The organism is Hoeflea sp. (genome assembly GCF_984452065.1).
Window position 1 is genome coordinate 37,721 of record NZ_CFHWAF010000003.1, and the last position, 23,507, is coordinate 61,227.

A 23,507-nucleotide genomic window follows, 5' to 3' on the forward strand; every position below is an offset into this window, starting at 1 on the left:
AGCAGCCGTTGATAGAGACAACACGATACGAAGCCGCCACGTTCGGCGGTGCGATCAGGGCCACCGCGCGGCATTTGCCTGATCCGGTGGGCACCGAGGTGGTCGTCGAGGTCTCCCATTGCGGGGTCTGCCACACCGACCTGCATGTCCATCACGGCGGCTACGACATCGGCGGGGGGCAGGAACTTCGCTTTGAGGATCGTGGTGTGAAACCGCCGCTGGTCCTCGGGCACGAAATCGTTGGACGCGTCCTGGCGCGCGGGCCCGAGGTCGATACCTGCCCCGACGGTCCGGTTGCGGTATACCCCTGGGTCGGTTGCGGGGAGTGCTTTCGCTGTGCGGCGCAACAGGATCATTTGTGTGCCGCGGGCCGCTTCCTCGGGATCTTCGCGCCCGGGGGATATGCGAGCCATGTCACCGTACCGCATCCCAAATACCTCTTTGAGATCGGGGATATCGATGCGGCGACGGCCGCGCTCTTCGGGTGTTCGGGCCTGACTTGCTTCGGGGCTCTCAAGAAGATCGACGCGACCTCGAGGGACAGCGCGCTCCTGATCATCGGCGCGGGCGGGCTCGGGCAGACGGCCATCGGGCTCGCGCGATCGATGGGGTGGAGCCGGCAGATCGTGCTTGACACCAGCGCCGAGAAACGAGCGCTGGCTTTGCGCCTGGGGGCCAGCGATGCCGCCGACCCGGCCACAGCCGACGTAAGGGCGCTTGCGGGCGACCGCCCGATCCTGGCCGCGCTGGATTTTGTCGGGTCGGAAGAGACCGCCTCGCTTGCGGTCAACGCCCTGGACAAGGGCGGCACGCTGGTTGTCATCGGGCTCTTTGGCGGAGAGTTCCATTATCCCTTGCCGCTCCTGCCGGTGCGCGCCCTCACGGTCATGGGGTCCTATGTCGGCGGTCTGCGGGAAATGGAAGAGTACGTGGATCATGTGCGCCGCCACGGCGCGCCGCGGATACCGGTGGAAACCCGTGCGATGTCTGAAGCGGGAGATGTACTGGATGCCCTGTCGCGGGGCGCGATCGCCGGGCGCACGGTTCTGGTCAATGAGGAACGCGGAACATGACGTTCACATTCGATCCCGACGCGATGGAACTGCCCAAAGGGCTCTTTGCCGAAGGGCGGTTGCAGCCGGCATCCGGTCCGGCTTTTGAACTTATCTGCCCGTCGGATCACACTTTGAGCCTGGCATATCCGACGGCCACCGCGGAGGATGTGGACCAGGTTGCCCGCCACGCGGCCGACGCGGTGCGCACCTCCGGCTGGGCGGACCGTGGCGCAGCCGCCCGAGCCCAGGTCCTGACCGCCTGGGCCGAACTGATCGAGGCGGAGGTGGAGCACCTCGCCGCGCTGGAGGCGATCGCCTCATCGCGCCCCTACAGCGATGCACTGGCCCGTGACGTGCGTGTGGTCGCATCGGCCTTGCGCACATTCGCAAGCTATGCGGTGACCCATGAAAGCGCCGTGACGGCGACGGACGCGGACGAACTCTCGCTCGTGACGACCGAGCCCTATGGCGTTGTCGCGGCCATTGCGCCCTGGAATTTCCCGATGATCCTTGCATCCTGGAAGTTCGCGCCGGCCCTGGCGGCGGGCAATACTGTGATTCTGAAGCCGTCCGAACTCACGCCCTTTTCGGCTTTGAAACTGGCGGAACTGGGGATGCGCGCGGGCCTGCCGGCCGGGGTCTTCAACATTCTGCCCGGAGGCGCACAGGTGGGTCGCGCGCTCGTCGCGAATGCTGATGTGGGCTATGTCACGTTCACCGGCTCCAGTGCGACCGGCGCAGCGATCATGGCCGATGCGGCCGCCAACGGTCTGAAACCGGTGAGCCTGGAGCTTGGCGGCAAGGGCGCGCAACTTGTCTTTGCCGATGCCCCGGATGTCGACAAGGTCGCGGAACTGATTACCCGAGGCGTGGCCTATAACAGCGGACAGGTCTGCTTCGCGGGCGCGCGGCTGGTTGTGCAGTCGGGCATCAAGGACGCACTCCTGGAAAAGGTCATGACGCGGATGCAGGCGCTCACGCCGGGGCCGACCTGGAGCGATGGTGTCACACTTCCGCCCATCATAAACGGGGCGCAGATGGAGCGGATCGCAGGGATCGTGGATGCCGCGCAAACGGATGGCGCGGACTGCCTGCTGGGCGGCACGGCCATGGACATGGACCACAAACTGCATGCCTACGCACCCACGATTCTCGACCGGGTCGACGCCGCCAATACGGCCTTCCGGCAAGAGATCTTCGGCCCTGTCCTGGCCGTCGATACGTTCGACGATTTCGAGGAGGGTATCGCCAAGGCCGACCACCCGGACTATGGGCTCGCGGCCTCGGTCCATACATCATCGCTCGACCGCGCGCTGGTCGCCGCCCGGAAGATCGACGCGGGCACGGTCTGGATCAATCACTGGGGTCGCGGGGCCGACATGTCGAGCCCCTTCGGCGGTTTCAAGAAATCGGGCCTTGGCAAGGATCTGGGCCGCGCCGGCTATGAGAAGTACCTGAAGTCGAAATCGGTCTGGGTACAGATCGGCGCAGCGGGCTGAATTCCACTCACATCGACATCGGCAGGATCAGCGAGATGGCCGGCACGAAGATCAGAAGCGTCAGGACGAAGATATCGCTGATCAGAAACCGCCAGAGCCCCGCGAAGATTTGTCCGATCTGCACCTTCCCGTCGATAGCGGCGGCCAGCACGAACACATTCAGTCCCACCGGCGGTGTGATCAGACCGATCTCCAGAAGCTTCACGACGATCACGCCGAACCAGATCAGGTTGAAACCGAAGCTGTCGACCATCGGAATGATCAGGGGCAGCGTGAGCACCATGATCCCGATCGGATCGAGGAACATGCCGAGGACGATATAGAGCAGGCAGATCATCGCGATGAAGCCCCAGGGGCCGATGTTGCTCTCGCCGAGGGCCGTGACCAGATCGTTGGAGATCCCCGTCAGCGCGATCAGCGCGACGAAGATCTTGGCGCAGGCGGCAATGATGAAGATGGCTGTCGTGGTGACCGTGACCTCGCGCGTCAAAGGGACGATGTCACGCAGTTTGAGTTTGCCGCGGGCGATCCCGAGGATGACTGCGCACATGAGCGCCAGGGCCGCCGCTTCGGTCGCCGTGAAAATGCCGCCGTAGATCCCGCCGATGACGATCAGGAAAAGGAGGGTGGCGGGCCAGGACCGCAAGAGCGCGCGGTATCTCTCCCGGCGCGAATACGTCTCGTCGGTCAGAGGCGCGACGTCGGGCGAGCGCCGGACCCATATGTAGACGACCAGCGCATAACCCAGGAGCGAAAGGAGCCCCGGCAGGACGCCTGCCAGAAACAGCTGTCCGATCGAGCTTTCGGTGAAGATCGCGTAGACGATGAACAGGATCGATGGCGGGATCAGTGCGCCCAGTGTGCCGCCGGCGGCAACGCTCGCGGTCGCCAGTCTCGGGTCGTATTTCAGGCGCAGCATCTCGGGCGTGCAGATTTTGCCCATGGTGGAGGCACAGGCGATCGACGAGCCCGAGATGGCCGAAAAACCGCCACAGCCCGCGACGGAGGCGATCGCCAGCCCACCGGGCATCCGCGCCAGCCAGATCCGCGCGGCATCATAGATATCGGTGGTGATATCGGCCTTGTAGGCCACATGCCCCAGCGCGATGAACAGCGGGATCATCGACAGATTGTACGAATGGATCAGGCCGAAACTGCTGGAAAAGGCGACCGATACGGTCTGAGTCAAGGCCCGATCCGGCATAAAGGTGCCTGACCGCAAGGCGAAGACGAAAAACAGCGCTACGACCGCCACCCCGCCGATGGCCCAGGCAATGGGCACACGGATCGCCAGAAGCAGGATGACGGTTACGCAGGCGATGTAGCCGATGAAAGAGATGTCCATCCGTTGCCTGCGCTACAAGGTCTGGGGTGCGGGCCGTCCCGTCAACGCGGCCCGAAGGTCTACCCAGAGGATCTGGAGCAGACGCAGGAAGACGAAGACGAAGGCCAGCGTGTAGGCGCCCCGGCTGATCCATTTCGGGATGAAAAGGTCGCCGCCATGGTGCGAACCGCTCACGAAAGCCTTGGCAAATTGCAGCCAGCCGCCCAAAAGCAGGGCCGACACGATAATGAGCGCGACCAGGGCTGCAAAGACACTGATCCAGCGGTTGAGCGCGGACGGAAAGAATTTCGCGATGACCTCGATCGCGACATGGGCGCGTTGCGAGGTGACCGCCGACAGGGGGAAGAGGATCGCGAACACCATCAACTCCCGCACCAGGATTATGCCGTCGGGCGCCCCGAAGCCGAAGGCCTCACGGAACACGACATTGGCGACGATGAGCAGGCAGAGCATGATGATGGCCAACGCGCCCAAAGTCTCAAGGACAAACTCAATGCGTCTGAACATCCCGTGACCCCTTGTCGAGCCCCGCGGCGCCCGATGAGCGCCGCGGAAGCGTCGCGTTTAGTTGCGCTCCCAGGGCAGGCCTTGCGTGGCTTCGATCTCGTTCCAGCGCTCGATCAGCGAAATCATCTCCGCCATGATCGCATCGCCATCGAGGCCCGTCGCTTCGGCGTCGGCAAGCCATTCTTCGACAATCGGTTTCGCAGAATCCCTGAGGGCAACGTAATCGGCCTCGCTGAAGGACTTGATCGACAAGGCGCCGTCGCCTGTCGTCATCGCTTTGATCGCGACCGCTTCCGCGTTGCCCAGATGCTCGCCGTAATAGTCCGGCATCGCTGCACCCGCAGCCAGGACAGCCGCCTGATCCTCGTCTGAAAGGCTCTCAAAGATGTCCTTGTTCATGACCGTGGCGAGCACGACGCTCGAAGAGAGCTCAATCGGCATGATCGAGTCGAGCAGTTCATCGAGCTTTGTTGCAGATGCAAAATAGCCGTAGGTCACCGTGCAATCGATCAGACCGGTCTGCATGCTCTGATAGACTTCATAGATCGGCATATTCACCATGTTGCCACCGAGCGGCTCGAAGAGGTCGCTCATCGAGTTCGTGCGGCTGATCTTGACGCCGTCCACGTCCCCGACCGAGGAGACCTGACCGGCATTGCAGCCCAGAAGTGCGGTCGGCAGGGCATAGAAGTTGATGTAGACGAGATTGCGCTCTTCGAGGCGCGCCATGATCGTCTCGTTTGTGGTGAAGAGCTCGTGCATCGCACTCATCATCACCCAGGGGCTGGCTTTGATCATGGGCACGCCGCCGAGTGCCAGTTCGGGCATCTCCGACTGTACGTATGGTCCGACGATGAGGCCCATATCAGCGACGCCGTTGCTTAAGGAATCGAGCGCTGCCGTCGTGCTGAACAGCGCACCGCCCCAGTTGTTTTCGACGCCGAGCGATCCGCCGGACTGCTCCGCGATGAGCGTGCTCAGATGGTTCACGGCCTCTGCGCGAACGCCCCGGTTCGGACCCGGATCGTTTGAGATAAGCAGGGTCTGGGCTTGTGCGCCAAGCGCCAGTGCCGAGACGGTCGCGGCGATGGCCGCCGTTATGAGAATGCGTTTCAATTTTTCCTCCCAGAGTGGCTCACTGAAAAAAGTGAATGCTTCGTATAGTTATAGATATCATACGAATTAATCGCTAGCAATCTAGCTTCATAACTGCGCTGCGACCGCCGGCTTCCGGTTCATGCTTGTGATCGAGCAGGCGTTTTTCATCTCGGCCGCGACAGTGTTGTCGGCGCCGACCTGCCAAAGTGGCTGATCATGCTGCCGGAAATGGAGTGGGAGCCGATCATCGAGGCGGTTTCCGTCGATATTGACGACCTTATTCGGGTGATCGGAAACGATGATCCGATGGGGCTCGGCCTTTTGATGCGCAACAATCTGTTCATGTCGCTCAGCAGGTTTGGAGATGTGATGCGCGAGGGCACGCGCAGACCCGATCCCTGATCGTTCGGTCGATCTGTCACGGCTTCTCGAACAGGGTTTGAGGCAAAAAACGCCGTTACGGTGTTCTCCATGTAGGAGGCGCTGTCCTGGCGCGAATGTGAGAACACCGCAGGAGCAAGTCCGTTTCAGCGGGCAATTATATGGACGCAGGCGTCGCAATAGCGCTCGTACGCCTCACCCAACACGTCCACCGCTGACGGATCGGGCACGAAAACGCGCTCGATTGTCACGGCCTTTCGCGCGATCGCCTCGACGGGTTGACCGGAAGCGCTCGCCTGGCCGAGCATTGCAGCACCGGCCGCCGATGTGTCACGCTCGGCGATCAGGTGGACCGGGCGGTCAAGGACATCGGCGATGATCTGACACCAGAGCGGCGATTGCGCTCCGCCCTCTGCGATATGTATGTCGTCGCTGACGGCCCCGACCGTCCGCAACGCCTCGATGCATTGGCGCGCATTGAAGGCAACGCCTTCCATGATCGCCCGCACCAGATGGCCCGTGCCGTGTGCCGACGACAGGCCAAGAAACGCGCCACGGGCATCGGGACGGTTATAGGGCGTCGCCGCCCCCTCGAGAAACGGAAGGAAAGTCACGCCCTCGGCGCCGCAGGCAATTGCGGCCGCGAGCTCTTCGAGCCTGGCAAAGTCCGGCGGCGCATCGTGGCCAAGGATCGACCGGAACCAGGAAAGGCTGAGCCCGCCGCTCATGATCAGACCCAGCAACAAATGCCGATCGGCGATCGCGTGCGGGATATGCCAAAGCCCGCCGTCCGATCCGGGCCGCACCGATGCCGCCTCGGCGACAACATGGCCTGCCGTCCCCAGCGTGATTGCCGTGCGCGCGCCGGTGACAACGCCGCAGCCGACCGCGAGCGCAGCGACATCGCCCGCCCCCGTGGCAACGGGTATGCCCGCTGCTATACCGGTTTGCGCTGCCGCTTGCGCCGTCACCGTTCCAGCCACGGCGGCCGAAGGCCTGATCGGGGGCAAAAGCGCCGGATCGACACCTGCCAGACCGACAAGCTGCGCCGACCAGCCTGTCCCTCCGCTCCCGGTCATCGCCGTCGACTGGGCATCGGACGGGTCGGTCGCCAGTGAACCGGTCAACCGCAGGAGGATATAGTCCTTGACAAGGGCGATCCGGGCCGTCCGCTGCAGCAGTTCAGGGCGATTGGCGCGCAGCCAGGCAAGCTTCGGCAACACGCAGATGGCGCTCAGCGCATTGCCGGTCAGCACCGGGAAGTCCGCCTTCTGCGCCAGTTGTGACGCTTCCGCCCCGGCGCGGACATCGAGCCATATGATGGCATCGGCAAGCGGCCGCATCTGCTCGTCAAGCAGGACAAAGCCGTTGAGCTGGCCGGACAGTCCGACCGATGCGATCTCGGCGCCGGCGCGGGCGATGGCCTCACGCGTTGCCGCGCAAACCGCCTGCCACCAGTCCGCCGGTGTCTGCTCCGCCCATCCCGGGCGGGGTGCATGGGTCGGATAAGGCCGGCTGGCGCGGCCAGCGGCCAGGCCGTCATCGCCCAGGATGACAACCTTGACCGCCGATGTGCCAAGGTCGATGCCCAGATGCGCCAGCACGGTCACGGACGGTCCTTGGAACTGTAAAGACCCTTGCGTGCAAGATAGCCGAGCCACAGCTCAGCCGACTTGCGGCCACCGATTTCAAGCCAGCGCCGCCCCTTCTCGGCCGTCGCCGGCGTCGGATCGCCGAACACGCCCGAGCGCATCAGGTGGCCCATCGAAGCCTCCGATTTCCCGTAATCGTCCGGCACCGCAGGATAATCGGCAGCCGCACGGTCCATTCGCACCAGCTCCGGCGCGATCGCCAGCATCAGGGCCGTCTCGATTTCTTCGGCGTGAATATCATTGTGCCACGGTTCGGAATCGCATTGCGCAAGCATGTCGCCCAAACCGGCATAAAGACTGTTCAGAACCGCGATATCGTACTTTTCATGGATCAGTTCACGAATGGCGTGTTTGACCGGCTGCGGATTGGAGCCATGCGCGGACAGCACGAACAGCGCCTTGACGTTCCAGCCTGCAAGGCTCTCGGCAATATCGCGGATCATCGCCATATAGGTATCGAAGCGGAAGGTGAGCGTTCCGGGTTTGTCACGCCACACCCAGGCATAGCCGACATTGAGAACGGGAAGCACCATGCCGACGCTGCGCTTGGCGGTCTCGATCGCCATGGCCTCCGCGATCAGGTTGTCGGTGTCGAGCGGCAGATGCGGTCCGTGCTGCTCGAAGGAGCCCACCGGCAGGATCGCCAGGGGGTGGTCGCCGGCATAGGCCGCGATCTCATCGACGGTCGCGCGCCGTGCATCGATCCAGTGGCTCATGCCAGATCCTCCCAACGCGCCCGGTAGGCCGCATCCTCGTCCCAGCGCTGTTGATCGAGCGACCGGCCCGTTGCCGCCCCGGCCGGCAGCGTTGCGAGAAACCGCGCCGTCCCGTTGAGCAGCGTTGCCGGCGCCAGTCCGGCGCGCTCGGTTTCAGGCCAGTGCGCGAAGAAACCGGTATCGATCATCACCGACGGGAAAAGCGTGTTGACGTTGATGCCGCCGGGCGCCAGTTCGATCGCCAGGACACGCGTCAGCATCTCGACGGCGGCTTTGGACGTGCAATAGGGCGCATCGCCCGCCCGGGCGTCGGCAAGCCGGGCGAGCGAGGATGTGACGAATATGATATTGCCGCCGCCCTCGCGCATGCGGCGCGCGGCGCATCGCGCTGTCAGGAACGCACCGTCGACATTGACCCGCAGCACGTTGCGCCAGACGTCGCAGGGCATGTCGACAACGTGATGATGATCGCGATCGGTCACCGCGGCGTTGGCGATGACCGCGCGGATCGGCTCGCGGTCGGCAGCGGCCGCGAATGCGGCCTCCATCGCCGCTTCGTCGGTAATGTCCGCTTCGACGGCCGTGTAATTGGCCATCTGCACCAGCGCGGCCGGCGCGGGTGTGCGGTCGATACCCGTAACCTGCCATCCAAGATCGACAAGATCGGAGGCCAGCGCCGCGCCGATGCCGCCGGCCGTTCCGGTGATAACGGCATGTCCGTGATCCAACGTCATTTGACCGCCCCGCTTGCAAGGCCTTCTACAATATGGCGCTGGGCGAAACCGATAAAGATCAGGGCGGGCACCATCGAGCAAAGCGAGATGGCCGCAATCAGGGGCCAGTCAAAGGTCATCGTGCCGGCCAGACCGGCCACGACCACCGGCACGGTCTGTGCATCGCGTGATGTCAGGAAGAAAGCCAGCAGAAACTCGTTCCATGAAAAAATGAAAACAATGACCGCGACCGAGGCGATCATCGGCCGGGCGATTGGAACGACCACCATATAGAGCGTCTGCCACGGTTTTGCGCCATCGAGCATGGCCGCTTCGTCGAGATCCACCGGCATGGCGCGAAAATAAGTCATCAGCAGCCAGACCGAAAGCGGCAATGTGAGCGTCAGATGGGCCAGCGCAACGGCAAGACGCGTATCGAGCAGGCCGATTTTCTGGAACAGGACGTAGAGCGGCAGAATGACCGCAAACAGCGGCGCCAGCCGGATCGAGAGCACCCAGAAGCTCAAATTCTCCTGAATCGGACCGCGCATCCGCGCCAGCGCGTAGGCGGCCGGAACACCGATCGCCAGCGACAGGATCACATTCGTCAGCGCGATCGAGAAGGAGTTGAAGAAAGCGTCCACCAGCCCGCTGGCCACGATCTTTTCGTAGGCTGCGAAATTGGGTGTGAAGATGAAGGCGGGCGGCACCTCAAGCGCGGCCGCACGCGTCTTCAACGAGGCCAGGGCAAGCCATATGAGCGGAAAGACCACAAAGACGATCGATGCCGTCAGAAACGTCCAGCGTATGACCGTCAAAAGCCTCTCATGGCGGCGCGGTGCACTCATGTTCGCGCCTCCGCATCGCCTTTGACGAAACGCCTGAACATGAGCAGCGCGCCGATCAGGCAAATGACGAGCATGACCACGCCAAGCGCTGCGGCACGGCCGAAGTCAAGTTCCTGAAACGCCGTGCGCCAGCCGAAGATCGACAGGATCTGGGTCGCCCTGCCCGGCCCGCCGCGGGTCATGACATAGATGAGCTCGAATGTATTGATCGCATCCACCAGACGAAACAGGATCGCCACGAACAGCGCACCTTTCATCAGCGGCAATGTGATGAAAAAGAACTCGTGAAACGGATTGGCGCCGTCCATGCGCGCCGCCTCGTAATAGTCGCGCGGAATCGATTGCAGAGCCGCCAGAAAGATCAAAAACATAAAGGGCGTGCGACTCCACACATCGGCAATGACGACCGAAAAGAGCGCCACGCGCGGTTCGGCCAGCGGATTGAGGTCAAGGCCCGCCATGGGCAGTAGATAGGCGCCCAGGAAGCCGATTTCGCCATTGAGAAGGAACCGCCACGTAAAGCCGGCCACCACCGGCGGGATCACAAACGGCATGACCACGATTGCCCGCATCCAGCCGCGGCCGGCGCGGGCGAAGGTCAGCGCCAGCCCCATGCCAAGCCCCAGCATCAGCACGGTCGAGAGCGCCAGATAGGCCCCGGTGACCCGCAGCGCCTGCCAGAAATCGGCGCCCTCGAACAGCCGGGCAAAATTGCCCACACCGGTAAAGTAGCGATCCGGATCGGTCACCAGCCAATGCTGGGTGCTCATCCAGAACAGATAGACGGTGGGGAAAAGGACAACTGTCGCGAGTGCCACAACCATCGGCACAACAAACCAGAAACGCCAGTCGATCGTCATGTGACACTCGTATGGTCAGCAGGTGGGCGCCGGCTATTGTCGCCGGCGCCGGTGTTTTTCGATGTTACTTGTAATATCCGCCCTGTTCCAGGCGGCCCTCGGCCCAGGTCTGAAGTTCGGCGAGCGCCTCGTCGGTCGTCTTGGTGCCGGAGATTGCTTCCGACGCGGCCGTGCCGATACGCTCCATGAAGGCATTCAGTTCCGGAATGTACGGAAAATACTGCGGATTGGCCTGTTCGTAGCTGGCTTCGATCTGGTCGAGCATCTCTTTCGGCCATTTCGATGTCAGAACCTCGCCGCGGGTAATCGAAGGAAATGTCGAATAGGGCCAGCCGATCGATTCCGCAAAGCCCTGCATGGCCTGTTCCCCGGTCAGGAACGCAAGCGTCTTGAAAGCCTCTTCCTTGTTGTCAGAGAAGGCGCTGACGCCGACCGAAAACGTCCAGAAGCTCTGCACCGGCTTGCCGGAGGGGCCGATGGGGGACGGCGCAAACGCGGTATGCTTGGAGACATCCTCGTTCTCGGTACCGCCAAGCGCCGCAAACCCGTTAATCGCCGACGGCATCAGAACGACCGCCTGACCGGCACCGTAAAGGTTCATCATGTCAACCCATGTATGGGTGGCGATGCCATCGGGACCGAAGTCACGCGACCAGTTCACGAAGGTCTCGAACCCGTCGCGGAAGTCACCGGTGAAAATCGGCCGCGCCTTGGCCTCGCGGATTTGCTCGGGCGTGGTCGCACCGCCTTCGAACCAGGCTGGATAACCCGCATAGGCATAGACAAAACCGTTGAGATCAAGACTGGGCTCCTCGCCCGGTGCGCCGCGCATGGTCAGCGGGTAGACGTCGGTAATGCCGTCGGCCTCGAGGCCCACCTTGATGGTTTCAAGCGCCTGCTCAAGCTCCGCGGTCGTAGCCGGAAACGTATCGATACCGTAACGCTCGAAAATATCCTTGCGGTAGATCACGCCCGCACCGAACGAATAATAGGGCAGCGCCCAGAGCTTGCCGTCAACGCGGTTGGCGTCCAAAAACTGCGGATAAACCGCTCCCGGATCGAAATACTCGGTCGCCGTGGAAAGAAGATCGTCCAGCGGCTCCAGATAGCCGGCATAGGAAAAGGTCTGCACGGCTCCGTCCGAGCCCAGCATCACCAGATCGTAGTTGCCGGTCTCGTTGACCAGATCGAGCAGCACTTTCTGCCGGGCGGTTTCCTCATCGGCGAACTCGATGTTGATGGTGATGTCGTTGGCTTCCTCGAACGCGCGCAGCTTGTCGGTCTTGTCGGTGCCCGACGGCCCGAACATGTCGGCCCAGGCAAACCCCGGCGCGAATGCCACGATGTTGATTTCGGTCTCGGCCTGCGCGGCGACAGGCAGCGTCAACGCGACGGCCGCGGCGGTCAAAAGTCTGGCTGTTTTTTTCAAAATCACCTCCCGTTCCATGAGTTGTTTTTGCAATTTTTCGATGCGCGCCAACGCACCGGTCAAATGCGATTGACTTTCGACTAGCACATTTGTAATTCTCTATCAACAAAATTTGCAAATCGCCGCCATGAGGTTAAACATGCCACCCGTTTCCGCCACCGCTGATACGCTGACCCACACGGGAATCGCGGATCGGGAGCAGGCGCTGCTGCTGCGCGCCGCGTGGCTCTACTTTATCGAGGAGCAGACCCAGGCGACGATCGCCGATGCGCTGGGGTTGTCGCGTTTCCGGGTCAACCGGATGCTGGCCGAGGCACGCGCGAGCGGCCTGGTGCGGGTCGAGGTGACAACGCCGATGGCTTCGTGCGTCGAATTGGAACGCCGCGCGATGGAGACCTTCGGTGTGCGCGATGCGGTTGTCGTGCCGAGTCCGCTGATGCCGGACGGCACCCATGTCATGATCGGCGCCGGACTGGCCCGTTACATGTCCGCGCAAATCGCCGATCCGGAGCTGAACATCTTCGGTTTCGGTTGGGGACAGACCATGCGGGAGATGCTGCGCTACATGCGACCCGTGCCCCGGCCCGAGTGCAGCATCGTCACGCTCCTGGGTGCGCTGCCACGGTCTTCGGAAGAAAATGCCATTGATATCATTGGAAAAATCGGGCGATTGCTGAGCGCCGAACGCTATTACATGACCGCGCCGATCTACACGGACACGCCAGAGGCGCGCTATGTGCTTACCGGCCAGCAATTCTATGCATCGGTGCTCGACCTGATCCTTCGGACCGATGTCGCCTGCTTTGCCGCCGGCGACATGAGCGATGCGTCGCTGCTGATCCGGCATGCCCTGCCCAAGGGCGTGACCGCCGACGACCTGGTCGCCGCCGGCGCCGTCGGCGATTTCCTCGGCACCTTCATCGACATTGACGGCGTCGCGGTCGATCACCCGGTCAACCGGCAGTTGGTCGGCCCCGGACTCGCGGATCTTGCTGCCATGAAAACGCTGGTGATGGCTTCGGGCGGGCCCGGCAAGGTGGACGTGGTCACTGGCGCCCTGCGCACCGGCCTGGTTCATGTGTTGGTGACCGACGAAGCAACGATGAGCGCTGTGCTCACACGATCGGGCGATACGGCGGCGGGCGCCGCCTAAATCAAACAAATGATGCAAAGAGCGCACAAAAGTGCAGGCGGAGATTGAAAACAATGATCGAATGGAAGCGATTGACCAACCACGAGGTGGACGCGCTGGATCGCCGGCTGCCGGTATTGATCCCGATTGGCCTGATCGAGGCACACGGGCCGCATCTTTCCCTGAGCGTCGACATCGACACGGCCGAGTTTTTTTCCCGGGCCATCGCCGAGCGGACCGGGGCGGTCCTGGCACCCGGCCTGCCCTACGGCTTTGCCGATGAAATGCGCGAATATCCCGGAACGATCGGCCTGACGATCGCGACCTTCACCGCCGTCATCACGGAACTCGGCCAGATGTTCTGCCGCCACGGGTTCGAGCGCCTGATCTTCGTCAGCGGCCACGGCGCCAACAAAGCGCCCTGCGAAGCTGCATTCTGGACGATCTGGGAGACATATCCGGACGCACGGCTTGCCTGCTGGAACTGGTGGACCGAGGCCGGCATCGCCGGCATCCATCATGCCGACAAGGGCGAGACCGAGGTCGCCGCCGTCACCGGTGCGGTCTACCATCCCGAGCGTGCCGCCGACTTCAGGATCGACAAGCCCTGGTACAAGCTGCGCTCGCGGTTCGCGATCCACCCCGAATCCGGCGGCATCAACGGCGAGCCGACCAAGGCGGACCTCGATCTCGGTCGCGCCAATCGCGACAAGGTGGTCGAGGTCCTGTCGGCCAAGGTCAGGCAGATCATGCAGGCCGACGGCCTCCAGCCAACGGCACAACAAGCGGAGTGACCAGAACCATGCCCGAAACGTTGAAGCGCTACCGGACAGCCAAGCGCATGAGCCAGATCGTCGAAGTGCCGGCCGGCGCGACCATGCTGCATTTCGCCGGCCAGATTGCCTCCGACCGCACCCTCGATCTGGAAGGCCAGACCCGCGACATCCTCGAGAAGCTCGACGCCATGCTGGCCGAGGCCGGGTCGGATCGCACCAGGATCGTCTCGGCCATGATCTGGCTGTCGGACATCCGCAACCGCCATGTCTTCAATCCCATCTGGGACGCCTGGGTGCCGGAGGGGGCCGCGCCCGCCCGGGCCTGCGTGGAAGCCCGTCTTGCCGAAGCATCCGATCTGGTGGAAATCCAGATCGTGGCCGTGAAGTGAGCTCGCGCGGAAATCAGGGAACAACGATATCACCATGGTGAACGTGACGCTCGAACACATCGACAAGAGCTTCGGCACGCATAAGGTGCTGAAGGATATCTCGCTTGAGGTGGCCGATCGCGCCTTTGTCGCGCTGGTCGGCCCGTCCGGCTGCGGCAAGTCGACCCTTCTGCGCGTCATTGCGGGACTGGAATCGGTCAATGGCGGCGACATCCGTTTCGGCGGCCGGCGCATGAACGATGTGCCCGCACCCGATCGGGCCGCGGCGATGGTGTTTCAGTCCTATGCTCTCTATCCGCATATGACCGTCTGGGAGAACATATCCTTCAGTCTTCGGCTGAAGGGTGTGTCAAAGGCGGAGCGGCGACGGCGTGCCGCGGACGTCGCCAGGCTGCTGCAGCTCGATGAACTGCTCGACCGCCGCCCGGGTCAGCTTTCCGGCGGTCAGCGCCAGCGCGTTGCCATCGGCCGGGCACTCTTGCGCAAACCGGACGTGTTCCTGTTCGATGAACCACTGTCCAATCTCGACGCTGCGCTGCGCGGCGAAATGCGCGTCGAACTCACGCGTCTGCACCAGTCGATCGGCAACACGATGATCTATGTCACCCACGACCAGATGGAGGCGATGACCATGGCCGACCAGATCGTTGTTCTGCATGAAGGGCGCATCATGCAGGTCGGCGCGCCGATGGAACTTTATACACGTCCGGCCTCCCGGTTCGTGGCCGAGTTCATCGGCGCGCCGCGCATCAACCTGATGAATGCGCAGGTGATCGCCGGCAACGAAAGCGTGACGCGCATCGCGCTTGGCGAAAGCAAGACCATCGAATTGCCCGCACACGCGGTCAAATCCGGCGCTTCGGTCACCCTCGGCGTGCGCCCCGAAGACGTCGATCTGCACGACGCCGGAGACGATCATCATGCCGACGCGATCGATGCGACCGTTGATGTCGTTGAACATCTGGGTGCCGAAGCGCTGATCTATGCCAAGGTCGACGGCCTTCCCGAGGCTCTGCGCTTCAAGGCCGAGGGCACGACACCGCTCACCACCGGCGACACGGTCAAGTTGACCGTGAGGGCACCGGCCTGCCACCTGTTTGACGATCGCGGTGAGCGTGTGGAAAGGATGGCCGGCTAGCCCCGGAAGGAGGAAGCTGCGGAAACCTGGGCTCAATCTGACCTATCTGGAAATAGGCCCCATAGCAGAAACGGACACTATTTGTAACATACCAAACAGTCCGCGCTTGGTTGCTTCAACGGAGGAAAGAATGGTTGGCTCGGCTCCAATCGTCTTCATGCCGGCATGATAAAGTCGCTTGAGTTCGCTGTCGGCGATCAGAAGAGGTTCAGCCTGACTTTCCGTGGTGCAATGCAGTTCTTCACCCAAAATCAATCCCGAAAGATACCAATAGGCTTCGCCGCTGGTCATCTTATCTGCAAGAACCTTTGTTCTGGCCTGGAAAAGATAGCTGGAAATTTCCCTCTCTTTCGAATCGCGCAATCCGAGTTGAAATGCGGCTTCGTCAAACGGCTGCTTTTGTGCGAACGCGCCAAATACACTCTTTCCGGCCGCCAGTTCAAACAGCTCGCCGGTTACGAATGTTCGAAATTTCAGAATCTTGCCACCAACTGCCATGACCCATTTGGAATGCGTTCCGGGCAGGCATATGGCTCCCGAATAATCCCGGCGATCCGCAGCGAGTGCGCCCAATAGCTGTGTTTCCTCGCCACGCATAACTTCCGGGCGCCCGTCGGACGACGTCAGCCCCGGAACAAGCCAAGTTCTGCTGCGGGGAGCAGGAACGAGCGAATGAAAGAATTCCTCCGGCAAAATGGGCGTGTGCAGGTAGGGAGCTTCGATCCAGCCACCTTTTGCCCCGATCATTCCGCAGGCGACCACGGGTACATCGCCGGGCTGGCCGAGTTCCTCGATCAGCTCAGCGATGATGGGCTCGAAGTCACCGGTTTTCAGACGCGAAAGAGATGCCGCTCGGCGCGTCTCGCCAAGGGTCGCGCCGGCATCGCCAAGCGCCCATGCACGCACATTGGATGTGCCCCAATCAATACCGACGCCCAACACGTTCAACGCGCTTTCCCCCGTGCCTTTGCCAGCTGCGCACAGACGATCCGCCGGCCGCGCATCACAGCGACATCGTCAACCATGTCTGCAGCGACATCGTCAACCATGTCTGCAGGAACATGCGGGGTATCTACTTTTGTTGACCCGGGTCTCATCCCCTCTCCGCCTGCTCGCTTCAACTCCACCGACGGTCCATCGCGCCGCCGCATATTCGTGTTGACATCACAGACATACAGTGTCAGTTCATATTCCGCAATACTGGTATTTATTCCAGTATATTGGAATTCTGATCGAGGTGAACGCACATGACTATCAAAAGGCACGGGATCAATGATTCCAAAGGATCAGGACAACAAGCTCTGCCATTCGCCAAGGCGACGGAAGCGGACGGATGGCTATACGTCTCGGGCCAGACACCGATGGTGGATGGCGAGATCATCGACGGCGGCATCGTGCCCCAGGCACATCAGGCGATTCGCAATATGATCGCGATTGTCGAAGAGGCAGGCTACACCACCGCCGACATCATGCGGATCGGGGTCTGGCTGGATGACCCCCGGGATTTCTGGAGCTTCAACAAAGTATTCTCGGAATATTTCGGAGATAACCCGCCTGCCCGGGCCTGCGTACAGTCGGCGCTGGTGGTTGATTGCAAGGTTGAGGTGGACTGCGTCGCATATCGCAAGGTAAGTTGACGCCGCAAGCGATACAAAGAACTGCTTCGGAGTTGGCAAGCAGAAATGGCGAAGCCGAAAACCAAGGCCCGGGGACTCGAGCGGGCTTTCGCTATCCTTGACTACCTGTGCGAGGCCGGCAAGCCGCAAAGGCCGATTGAGATATGCGAGGGAATGCAGGCGCCGAAGTCCTCCATCTACGAACTCGTCGGCGTGCTGGTTTCCGCGAATGTCCTGGAAAGGGTCGACGTCGAAGGCAGGTTGTTTTTCGGCTCCAAAATCAATTACTGGAGCATCAATTACAACAAGAGGAAAAACCTCGATAGCCTTGCGCGGCCTATACTGAAGTGGATTACGGACAAGACGCACGAAACGTCTCAGCTATGCAGGCTTGATGGCAACAAGTTCTATGTCGCGATGATGAATGAGGGAACCAGGCCATTTCGCATCAGCGCCGATATCGGCGAGCGAACGCCGATCCCGTGGACGGCTTCGGGTCGTTTGCTGCTGGCGCATTTGAGTGATCGGGAGATACTGGATTTCATCCCCGCTCCCGATTTTGCACTGCCCGATGGCTCGAAAATCCGCAGAAGATATTTCTTGAACAGTGTACACGAGGCACGGGAAGCCGGGTTCTTTGACCTCCACAGCGTCGCCGACAACTTCACCCATTGTTTTGCGGCGCCGGTTTATGGGCAGGGGGACGTGTGTGAATGCACGCTCTGTATAATCGCGCCAAGGGCAGACGCCTCCCGGCACCATGACGAATACAGATCGGTCCTCGTGGAGGCAGGCAGACTATTGTCGGAAGAACTGGCAACTGCACCGGAAATGCGGACCGATATAGCCGCCGAATAGAACCGGAAATGCCGGAATCCACTCCCGGATGTTTTGTCGTTTGAAGAGCCGTTTCGACACGGGCACCCCGAAAATAACATCATCGCCCGTCCCATGCGGTTTAGCGGATGTCGGCGCAGGATTCGCCGGCGACAAAATTGGGCATGAAAATCTGCTCGCGCGGCTGTGTTTCAGCACCTCCATCGGAGAGGCGCTCGAGCAGCCACTCAATGGCCAGATTTCCAATTTCCTTGATAGGTTGGACGACCGTGGTGATACGCGGCTTGACCAGATCCCCCCAGGGCACGTCGTCTATTCCCGCTATCGATATGTCCTCCGGACAACGAAATCCGAGGTCGATAGCGGCTCTGAGCGTTCCAAGGGCCAGGACGTTGTTGCCGGCGATGATCGCCGTTGGACGATCGATACGGTTCAGCAAATCCGCGGCGACCGCATTGCCCGCATGCAAATGAAAGACCGTCCGGACAAACAAGGACGGATCGACCTCCAGGCCGGCATCTTCGATGGCCTGCTTGGCGCCGGCCAGGCGCTCCTCCGCCGTCCATAGCCCTGCCTCGCCAGTGATAAAGGCAATGCGCCGATGGCCAAGTCTGAGCAGATAGTCGGCCAGCATACGCGCGGCGGCGCGGTTGTCGATGCCGATAAAGTCACGTTCAAGGCCCGGCAGTTTCTGATCGACGGTAACCAGTGGCGGCAGGTCCGGCTTGCCGAGCAGATCAACAAAGCGAGCAGAACTGCTGCCCGGCATCATGATGATGCCGTCCACACGTTGCCTTCGCAATTGGGCCAGCACCTCCATGCTGCGGGCTTCGTCCTCCGCATTGCAGATGATGATTGAATAGCCCGCATTTGCCGCCGCCTTTTCGATCCTGCGGACCACGGCGGCGCAATAGGGGTTGGAGATGCTTTGCACCACCACGCCGATCAGGTTTGTGCGGGCAAGGCGAAGACTGCGCGCGATCGAATTGGGCGTATAGCCGACTTGCACCGCGGCGGCGTGTACGCGTTGCCGCGTCTCTTCGCGGACCACGGCGCTGTTGTTGAATGTCGCCGAAACGGTCGCGATCGACACGTTTGCGACCCGGGCAACGTCTTTTATGGTGGTCAAGGCAGCTTCTTCAAAACGTTTTAGATAACAACATTATAGGTATTTTTAGCAAAATCGCCACAAAATTCGATGATTTTAAGACATTTCCACCGAAACCTTGGTCACTTTAGCGTTTACAAGCTGATTAAATCTCCATATTATCAAAACGTTTCGATTTTTACGAAACCGCTTGCCTGGTGCCCCATGCGGCGATTTTGGGCGTGTCGATCTGGAGGTTGGAGGAGTGAATGGACGCATCTGATTTGCAATCGTTGGCGCTGCCGGAGAGCAGGAAAGCGTGGTTCGTCAATGATCGCTTTGGCCTGTTCATTCATTTTGGCCTCTACGCCCTTCCGGCGCGTCACGAGTGGATCAAAAACTTCGAAGAACTGACCGACGACGACTATCAGCCCTATTTCGATAATTTCGATCCCGATCTCTACGATCCTGTCGCATGGGCGAAGTGTGCTCGCGCGGCGGGCATGAAATATGTGGTTCTGACCACCAAGCACCATGAAGGGTTCTGCCTTTGGGATACAAAGGCAACCGACTACAAGGTCACCAACACGCCCTATGGCAATGATCTGCTAGGACCCTTCGTCGAGGCGTTCCGGGCCGAGGGTCTGCGTGTCGGCTTCTATTATTCGCTGCTCGACTGGCATCATCCCGATTTCACGGTCGATCCGCGCCATCCCCAGCGCAACCATCCGGACGCGGCGGCCCTGAACCAGGCCCGCGACGGGCGCCGCTATGCCGAATATATGCGCGAGCAGGTGCGCGAGTTGCTCACCTGGTTCGGCAAGATCGACATTATGTGGTTCGACTTCAGCTATGCGGACTGGATGGCGGTGCATGCGCGCAGTATCCATGGCTGCACGCAGTCGCAATACACCGCGCCGCCCGATTGTCGCCTGACGCAGAACGGCAACCGTCTTTATCTGCACATTTTCAACTGGCCGTTCCGGCATCTGCATTTCGACGCGATCGCCGGCAAGGTCGACTATGCGCAGTTCCTGCATGACGGAAGCGAAGTGAGCTGGCTCAAGCCCGGCCCGGGTGCGCCGCACTCCAACACCCGCCTTGCCGTCAGCGACGACATGCTGACGTTCATGCTGCCCGTGCGGCGGCCGCCGGTCACCGTGCCGGTGATTGAGATTTTCCTGAAGGAATAAGCGGCTGCATTGAGCCGGACTACAGTGCCGGCTCGGCGTGCTTGGACCTAAGGAGACAGCCTACGCGGCGGGTCACGCGCGCCGCGGCGAACAGAGCAAACAGGGAGGAAACGCTATGAGAAAATTCGCAACGCTTGCCGCCTCGGCGGTACTGGCCGCAGCCGCCTTGGCCATGCAGCCGGCACGGGCCGAGCCGGTCAATCTGACCTGGTTCATGTGGACGAGTACCGACGAAGAGGCGGAGGCGTGGAAGCATGTCGCCGGCATGGTCACTGAAAAGCATCCCGACATCACGATCGAGTTTCAGACGGCTTCCTGGCCGAACTACTGGACAAAGCTGCCGGCGTTGGCGGCATCCGGCAATCTGCCGGACATTGTCAGCCTTCAGGCGCTGCGTACGCCCGGCTTTGCCGGCCTCATGATGCCGCTCGACGAACTGATCGCGCGGGACAATTTCGACATCGACGCCTTCGTTCCCTCTATGGTTGACGGTCTCAGCAAGGACGGCAAGGTCCTGGCCCTGGCTTACGATGTCGGTCCATGGGTGATGTACTACAACAAGGACCGGTTCGAAGAGGCCGGCCTGCCTTTGCCAAAGCCTGGCTGGACCGAGGCGGAATTCCTGGACGCCGCCAAGGCGCTGACCGGAGACGGCAAATTCGGCGCAAGCACGCCGGTGATCTCCCAGTTCCTGGCCCATGCCGCCTCCATGGGAGCCACCTATCTCGATGCCGACGGCAATCTGGACCTGACCAATGACGATCTGAAGGCGGCCTTCGCCGACTATGTGAAGCTGGTCACGGAGCACAAGGTCGCGCCGCTCCTGCCGCCGGCGCCTAGCGGCACCTCCACCAACAACATAGCGCGCGAGAAGTTCATTTCCGGTGAGGTCGCGACCTTCGTCACCGGCCCTTGGGAGATGCTCAATCTGCGGGCTAAGGCCGGCTTCGAAGTCGGCATGGCGCCAATGCCGGTCCGCAGTGCCGGTTCCATCACGCTCAGCACCGGTTCGGGCTTCGGCATCGCAGCCACCAGCGAGAACAAGGAAGCGGCCTGGAAGGCGGTGCAGATTCTGAGCGGGCCGCAGGCCCAGGAATATCAATGCGGGCCGCGGTCTGGCTGCCCGCACCGCGCAGCAGAAGCATTGGCTGGAGGCCGCCGCCAAGGATGTCGAAGGCGGTGTGGCTGCGCTTGAAGCGGCCTCGGACACGGCTCTGGCGTTCGTGACAACGCCGGAATGGAACACCGTCCAGCGGCTTTTTGAACAGTATGCGCCATTGGCTTTCTCCGGTTCGCAAGAACCCGGTGAGGTGCTGGAAACCATTCAGGTGCTGGCAACGCAATGACGTGACCGTGGCGGGGCTCTTACCGGGCCCCGCTTTTCAATCCTTTTCCACCTGTTGAAAGAGAGAGGGCATGGCCGCAAAAGACGAAACCGACGTGGGCGCGCCGGTTCAGCGGAGCCGCACGCGCATCGGCAAGGACCGTTTCGGTGATCTTTCCGTCGCGTTCTGGTTCCTGCTGCCCAGCGCGCTCGGGTTGTTCATATTCCTTGTTTTCCCGCTCTTTGCATCCCTGGCTCTGTCTTTCACCGACTGGACACTGATCGGCGAAGCAAAGTTCGTCGGCTTGTCCAATTTCGTCCGCGTGTTCACCATCGATCCGATCTTCTGGACGGTGCTGTGGAATACCGTGTTCTTCACGGTCGAATATCTCGTCCTCAACCTGGTGATCGCGCTCGGTCTGGCGGTCTGGATCAGCAATCTGAGATGGGGCAAAGGCCTGTTCCGTCTGATCTTCTTTCTGCCCACCTTCACTCCTTTGATCGGCGCTTCGGTCGTGTGGCTCCTGATCTTCACGCCGGGCGGCGTTCTGGACTGGGTGTTCGGGGCAATCGGCTTGCCGATCGGCAACCTGATCGTACAGCCCGAATATGCCATGCAGACGATCATTATCCTCTCGATCTGGGGACATGTGGGCTACAATCTCATGCTGTTTGGCGCAGCGCTGGAATCAATTCCGAAACACTATCTGGAAGCCGCTGAAATCGACGGCGCCAATGCCTGGCAGCGCTTCTGGAAAGTCAAGCTGCCGCTGATCTCGCCGACATTGTTTTTCGGCACCGTGATGACCGCGATCACCAGCCTGCAGGTGTTCGACCAGGTATTCGCGTTGACCAATGGCGGGCCAGGCTCGGCCACGGCGACACTGGGCTTCCATATCTACACCACCGGTTTCGGTGTCTATCGAATGGGATATGCCTCTTCGATGGCGTGGATCCTGTTCGCCATGATCATGGCGCTGACGGCCGTGCAACTGCGTCTCCAGCACAGGTGGGTCCACTATGACCAGTGAGGCGCCTGCCAGAAAGCCGTTCGGCATCATCACCGGCATTGTGTCCCATGCGGGCATGGTGTTTGTCGCGGCGCTGTTCCTGTTTCCGTTTTTCTGGATGGTATCGAACGCGATCCGTCCGGCAAACGAGATCTTCACGGTGCCGCCGCAGATGCTGCCCAGCGAACCGCAATGGGAGAATTTCGTCGCTGCCTGGCTCTATCTTCCTTTCGGGCGATTTTTCCTCAACAGCGCATTTGTCGCCGGGGCGATCACCGTCATCACGCTCGTTGTTTCAAGTCTTGCCGGATATGCGTTTGCACGGATGCGGTTTCCCGGCAGCAGCGGTCTTTTTCTGATCTATCTCGCCACCTTGATGGTGCCGCAGGCCGTGGTCGTGATTCCGCTGTTCCTGATGATGACCTGGCTCGGCTGGATCGACACGTTCCAGGGGCTGATCCTGCCGATGGCGTTTTCGTCCTTCGGGACATTCATGATGCGCCAGTTCTTCTTGACCATACCGAGGGAACTGGAGGATGCGGCGGTGATCGACGGCGCGTCGCGGCTGCGAATCCTGGTCAGCATCTTTGTGCCACTGTCGCTGCCGGCACTCGGACTGCTTGCTCTGTTTACTTTCACCACGCAATGGAATTCGTTCCTGTGGCCGCTGGTAGCGGTGAACGATCCCAACCTCGCCACCATCCCGCTCGGGCTCACTCTTTTCCAGGCACAGCAGGGCGATGAGTGGAATTACCTGATGGCAGGCGCGGCCATATCCATGGTTCCCGGCCTCGTGCTGACCATCCTGCTGCAACGCTTCATCTTCAAGGGAATGGCCATCACGTCAGGCTTTGGCGGGCGATGAGCACGGCCCCATGAATACGCTCGGGTGCGTTGAGCGC

At 61.3% G+C, this 23,507-nt stretch carries 25 protein-coding genes; 14 read left to right on the top strand and 11 right to left on the bottom strand.

The window, feature by feature from the left end; genetic code table 11:
• Window positions 1-8 precede the first annotated feature (8 nt).
• Entirely contained in the window at window positions 9-1,073 is a 1,065-nt protein-coding gene (locus tag AC5E6N_RS01295; RefSeq protein WP_491746099.1) for an alcohol dehydrogenase, read from the top strand.
• Window positions 1,070-2,554: an aldehyde dehydrogenase family protein gene (locus AC5E6N_RS01300; protein WP_491746100.1), complete on the top strand. Its 1,485-nt coding sequence runs from the start codon at window positions 1,070-1,072 to the stop codon at window positions 2,552-2,554. Before AC5E6N_RS01295 ends, AC5E6N_RS01300 begins: the two co-directional genes overlap by 4 nt.
• A 7-nt stretch (window positions 2,555-2,561) precedes the next feature.
• Here AC5E6N_RS01300 and AC5E6N_RS01305 read toward each other — a convergent pair whose 3' ends face one another.
• The 3 genes from AC5E6N_RS01305 to dctP are packed head-to-tail and all read right to left on the bottom strand — an operon-like array spanning window position 2,562 to window position 5,522.
• The gene (locus AC5E6N_RS01305) at window positions 2,562-3,899 is read right to left on the bottom strand and encodes a TRAP transporter large permease (RefSeq protein ID WP_491746101.1); all 1,338 of its coding nucleotides are present in this window, start codon (window positions 3,897-3,899) and stop codon (window positions 2,562-2,564) included.
• Window positions 3,900-3,911: 12 nt separating this feature from the next.
• On the bottom strand, window positions 3,912-4,406 hold the full coding sequence (locus AC5E6N_RS01310; protein ID WP_491746102.1) for a TRAP transporter small permease: 495 nt from the start codon (window positions 4,404-4,406) through the stop codon (window positions 3,912-3,914).
• 57 nt (window positions 4,407-4,463) lie between these two features.
• Complete coding sequence (gene dctP / locus AC5E6N_RS01315) at window positions 4,464-5,522, bottom strand: TRAP transporter substrate-binding protein DctP (RefSeq protein ID WP_491746103.1); 1,059 nt, start codon at window positions 5,520-5,522, stop codon at window positions 4,464-4,466.
• Window positions 5,523-5,720: 198 nt separating this feature from the next.
• Here dctP and AC5E6N_RS01320 point away from each other — a divergent pair, with 198 nt between their 5' ends.
• Window positions 5,721-5,906, top strand: coding sequence for a hypothetical protein (locus AC5E6N_RS01320; protein ID WP_491746104.1), 186 nt, complete (start codon window positions 5,721-5,723; stop codon window positions 5,904-5,906).
• A gap of 125 nt (window positions 5,907-6,031) precedes the next feature.
• On the opposite strand, the gene xylB is transcribed toward AC5E6N_RS01320, so the two are convergent.
• From xylB to AC5E6N_RS01350, 6 genes are all read right to left on the bottom strand, one after another.
• Window positions 6,032-7,495: a xylulokinase gene (gene xylB, locus AC5E6N_RS01325; RefSeq protein ID WP_491746105.1), complete on the bottom strand. Its 1,464-nt coding sequence runs from the start codon at window positions 7,493-7,495 to the stop codon at window positions 6,032-6,034.
• Window positions 7,492-8,253, bottom strand: coding sequence for a creatininase family protein (locus AC5E6N_RS01330; RefSeq protein WP_491746106.1), 762 nt, complete (start codon window positions 8,251-8,253; stop codon window positions 7,492-7,494). The genes xylB and AC5E6N_RS01330 overlap by 4 nt, the downstream gene beginning before the upstream one ends.
• A complete protein-coding gene (locus AC5E6N_RS01335; protein WP_491746107.1) occupies window positions 8,250-8,987 on the bottom strand; it encodes an SDR family oxidoreductase in 738 nt (245 codons plus the stop codon). The genes AC5E6N_RS01330 and AC5E6N_RS01335 overlap by 4 nt, the downstream gene beginning before the upstream one ends.
• On the bottom strand, window positions 8,984-9,814 hold the full coding sequence (locus AC5E6N_RS01340; protein WP_491746108.1) for a carbohydrate ABC transporter permease: 831 nt from the start codon (window positions 9,812-9,814) through the stop codon (window positions 8,984-8,986). The genes AC5E6N_RS01335 and AC5E6N_RS01340 overlap by 4 nt, the downstream gene beginning before the upstream one ends.
• Window positions 9,811-10,674, bottom strand: a complete 864-nt coding sequence (locus tag AC5E6N_RS01345; RefSeq protein ID WP_491746109.1) for a carbohydrate ABC transporter permease — start codon at window positions 10,672-10,674, stop codon at window positions 9,811-9,813. The genes AC5E6N_RS01340 and AC5E6N_RS01345 overlap by 4 nt, the downstream gene beginning before the upstream one ends.
• A gap of 64 nt (window positions 10,675-10,738) precedes the next feature.
• The gene (locus AC5E6N_RS01350; RefSeq protein ID WP_491746110.1) at window positions 10,739-12,109 is read right to left on the bottom strand and encodes an ABC transporter substrate-binding protein; all 1,371 of its coding nucleotides are present in this window, start codon (window positions 12,107-12,109) and stop codon (window positions 10,739-10,741) included.
• Window positions 12,110-12,242: 133 nt separating this feature from the next.
• Here AC5E6N_RS01350 and AC5E6N_RS01355 point away from each other — a divergent pair, with 133 nt between their 5' ends.
• From AC5E6N_RS01355 to AC5E6N_RS01370, 4 genes are read left to right on the top strand one after another with little or no spacing between them, the layout of a single operon-like run.
• Window positions 12,243-13,256, top strand: coding sequence for a sugar-binding transcriptional regulator (locus tag AC5E6N_RS01355; protein ID WP_491746111.1), 1,014 nt, complete (start codon window positions 12,243-12,245; stop codon window positions 13,254-13,256).
• A gap of 53 nt (window positions 13,257-13,309) precedes the next feature.
• Window positions 13,310-14,029, top strand: coding sequence for a creatininase family protein (locus AC5E6N_RS01360; RefSeq protein ID WP_491746112.1), 720 nt, complete (start codon window positions 13,310-13,312; stop codon window positions 14,027-14,029).
• A gap of 8 nt (window positions 14,030-14,037) precedes the next feature.
• Window positions 14,038-14,400 (top strand): RidA family protein, encoded by a 363-nt coding sequence (locus tag AC5E6N_RS01365; protein ID WP_491746113.1) that lies wholly within the window; start codon window positions 14,038-14,040, stop codon window positions 14,398-14,400.
• Between the two features lie 34 nt (window positions 14,401-14,434).
• A complete protein-coding gene (locus AC5E6N_RS01370) occupies window positions 14,435-15,538 on the top strand; it encodes an ABC transporter ATP-binding protein (RefSeq protein ID WP_491746114.1) in 1,104 nt (367 codons plus the stop codon).
• Between the two features lie 42 nt (window positions 15,539-15,580).
• Here the strand turns inward: AC5E6N_RS01370 and AC5E6N_RS01375 are convergent, their stop codons facing one another.
• Window positions 15,581-16,480, bottom strand: coding sequence for a 2-dehydro-3-deoxygalactonokinase (locus AC5E6N_RS01375; RefSeq protein WP_491746147.1), 900 nt, complete (start codon window positions 16,478-16,480; stop codon window positions 15,581-15,583).
• A 305-nt stretch (window positions 16,481-16,785) separates the two neighbouring features.
• Here AC5E6N_RS01375 and AC5E6N_RS01380 point away from each other — a divergent pair, with 305 nt between their 5' ends.
• Together AC5E6N_RS01380 and AC5E6N_RS01385 are read left to right on the top strand one after the other, a co-directional pair.
• Window positions 16,786-17,175 (top strand): RidA family protein, encoded by a 390-nt coding sequence (locus AC5E6N_RS01380; RefSeq protein ID WP_491746115.1) that lies wholly within the window; start codon window positions 16,786-16,788, stop codon window positions 17,173-17,175.
• 45 nt (window positions 17,176-17,220) lie between these two features.
• A complete protein-coding gene (locus AC5E6N_RS01385; protein WP_491746116.1) occupies window positions 17,221-18,012 on the top strand; it encodes an IclR family transcriptional regulator in 792 nt (263 codons plus the stop codon).
• 100 nt (window positions 18,013-18,112) lie between these two features.
• Here AC5E6N_RS01385 and AC5E6N_RS01390 read toward each other — a convergent pair whose 3' ends face one another.
• Window positions 18,113-19,120, bottom strand: coding sequence for a LacI family DNA-binding transcriptional regulator (locus AC5E6N_RS01390; RefSeq protein ID WP_491746117.1), 1,008 nt, complete (start codon window positions 19,118-19,120; stop codon window positions 18,113-18,115).
• A gap of 227 nt (window positions 19,121-19,347) precedes the next feature.
• On the opposite strand from AC5E6N_RS01390, the gene AC5E6N_RS01395 reads away from it, so the two are divergent.
• From AC5E6N_RS01395 to AC5E6N_RS01415, 5 genes are all read left to right on the top strand, one after another.
• Window positions 19,348-20,271, top strand: a complete 924-nt coding sequence (locus AC5E6N_RS01395) for an alpha-L-fucosidase (protein WP_491746118.1) — start codon at window positions 19,348-19,350, stop codon at window positions 20,269-20,271.
• Window positions 20,272-20,386: 115 nt separating this feature from the next.
• A complete protein-coding gene (locus tag AC5E6N_RS01400) occupies window positions 20,387-21,466 on the top strand; it encodes an ABC transporter substrate-binding protein (protein WP_491746119.1) in 1,080 nt (359 codons plus the stop codon).
• The gene (locus AC5E6N_RS01405; RefSeq protein WP_491746120.1) at window positions 21,453-21,617 is read left to right on the top strand and encodes a hypothetical protein; all 165 of its coding nucleotides are present in this window, start codon (window positions 21,453-21,455) and stop codon (window positions 21,615-21,617) included. Before AC5E6N_RS01400 ends, AC5E6N_RS01405 begins: the two co-directional genes overlap by 14 nt.
• 70 nt (window positions 21,618-21,687) lie before the next feature.
• The gene (locus AC5E6N_RS01410; protein WP_491746121.1) at window positions 21,688-22,626 is read left to right on the top strand and encodes a carbohydrate ABC transporter permease; all 939 of its coding nucleotides are present in this window, start codon (window positions 21,688-21,690) and stop codon (window positions 22,624-22,626) included.
• On the top strand, window positions 22,616-23,470 hold the full coding sequence (locus tag AC5E6N_RS01415; RefSeq protein WP_491746122.1) for a carbohydrate ABC transporter permease: 855 nt from the start codon (window positions 22,616-22,618) through the stop codon (window positions 23,468-23,470). The genes AC5E6N_RS01410 and AC5E6N_RS01415 overlap by 11 nt, the downstream gene beginning before the upstream one ends.
• The last annotated feature ends 37 nt before the right edge of the window (window positions 23,471-23,507 follow it).

Coding starts and splice junctions, on each gene's coding strand:
- AC5E6N_RS01300 (WP_491746100.1), top strand. CDS start 1,070: ATGACGTTCACATTCGATCCCGACGCGATGGAACTGCCCAAAGGGCTC.
- AC5E6N_RS01305 (WP_491746101.1), bottom strand. CDS start 3,899: ATGGACATCTCTTTCATCGGCTACATCGCCTGCGTAACCGTCATCCTG.
- AC5E6N_RS01310 (WP_491746102.1), bottom strand. CDS start 4,406: ATGTTCAGACGCATTGAGTTTGTCCTTGAGACTTTGGGCGCGTTGGCC.
- AC5E6N_RS01320 (WP_491746104.1), top strand. CDS start 5,721: ATGCTGCCGGAAATGGAGTGGGAGCCGATCATCGAGGCGGTTTCCGTC.
- AC5E6N_RS01330 (WP_491746106.1), bottom strand. CDS start 8,253: ATGAGCCACTGGATCGATGCACGGCGCGCGACCGTCGATGAGATCGCG.
- AC5E6N_RS01335 (WP_491746107.1), bottom strand. CDS start 8,987: ATGACGTTGGATCACGGACATGCCGTTATCACCGGAACGGCCGGCGGC.
- AC5E6N_RS01340 (WP_491746108.1), bottom strand. CDS start 9,814: ATGAGTGCACCGCGCCGCCATGAGAGGCTTTTGACGGTCATACGCTGG.
- AC5E6N_RS01345 (WP_491746109.1), bottom strand. CDS start 10,674: ATGACGATCGACTGGCGTTTCTGGTTTGTTGTGCCGATGGTTGTGGCA.
- AC5E6N_RS01355 (WP_491746111.1), top strand. CDS start 12,243: ATGCCACCCGTTTCCGCCACCGCTGATACGCTGACCCACACGGGAATC.
- AC5E6N_RS01360 (WP_491746112.1), top strand. CDS start 13,310: ATGATCGAATGGAAGCGATTGACCAACCACGAGGTGGACGCGCTGGAT.
- AC5E6N_RS01365 (WP_491746113.1), top strand. CDS start 14,038: ATGCCCGAAACGTTGAAGCGCTACCGGACAGCCAAGCGCATGAGCCAG.
- AC5E6N_RS01370 (WP_491746114.1), top strand. CDS start 14,435: ATGGTGAACGTGACGCTCGAACACATCGACAAGAGCTTCGGCACGCAT.
- AC5E6N_RS01380 (WP_491746115.1), top strand. CDS start 16,786: ATGACTATCAAAAGGCACGGGATCAATGATTCCAAAGGATCAGGACAA.
- AC5E6N_RS01385 (WP_491746116.1), top strand. CDS start 17,221: ATGGCGAAGCCGAAAACCAAGGCCCGGGGACTCGAGCGGGCTTTCGCT.
- AC5E6N_RS01395 (WP_491746118.1), top strand. CDS start 19,348: ATGGACGCATCTGATTTGCAATCGTTGGCGCTGCCGGAGAGCAGGAAA.
- AC5E6N_RS01400 (WP_491746119.1), top strand. CDS start 20,387: ATGAGAAAATTCGCAACGCTTGCCGCCTCGGCGGTACTGGCCGCAGCC.
- AC5E6N_RS01410 (WP_491746121.1), top strand. CDS start 21,688: ATGGCCGCAAAAGACGAAACCGACGTGGGCGCGCCGGTTCAGCGGAGC.
- AC5E6N_RS01415 (WP_491746122.1), top strand. CDS start 22,616: ATGACCAGTGAGGCGCCTGCCAGAAAGCCGTTCGGCATCATCACCGGC.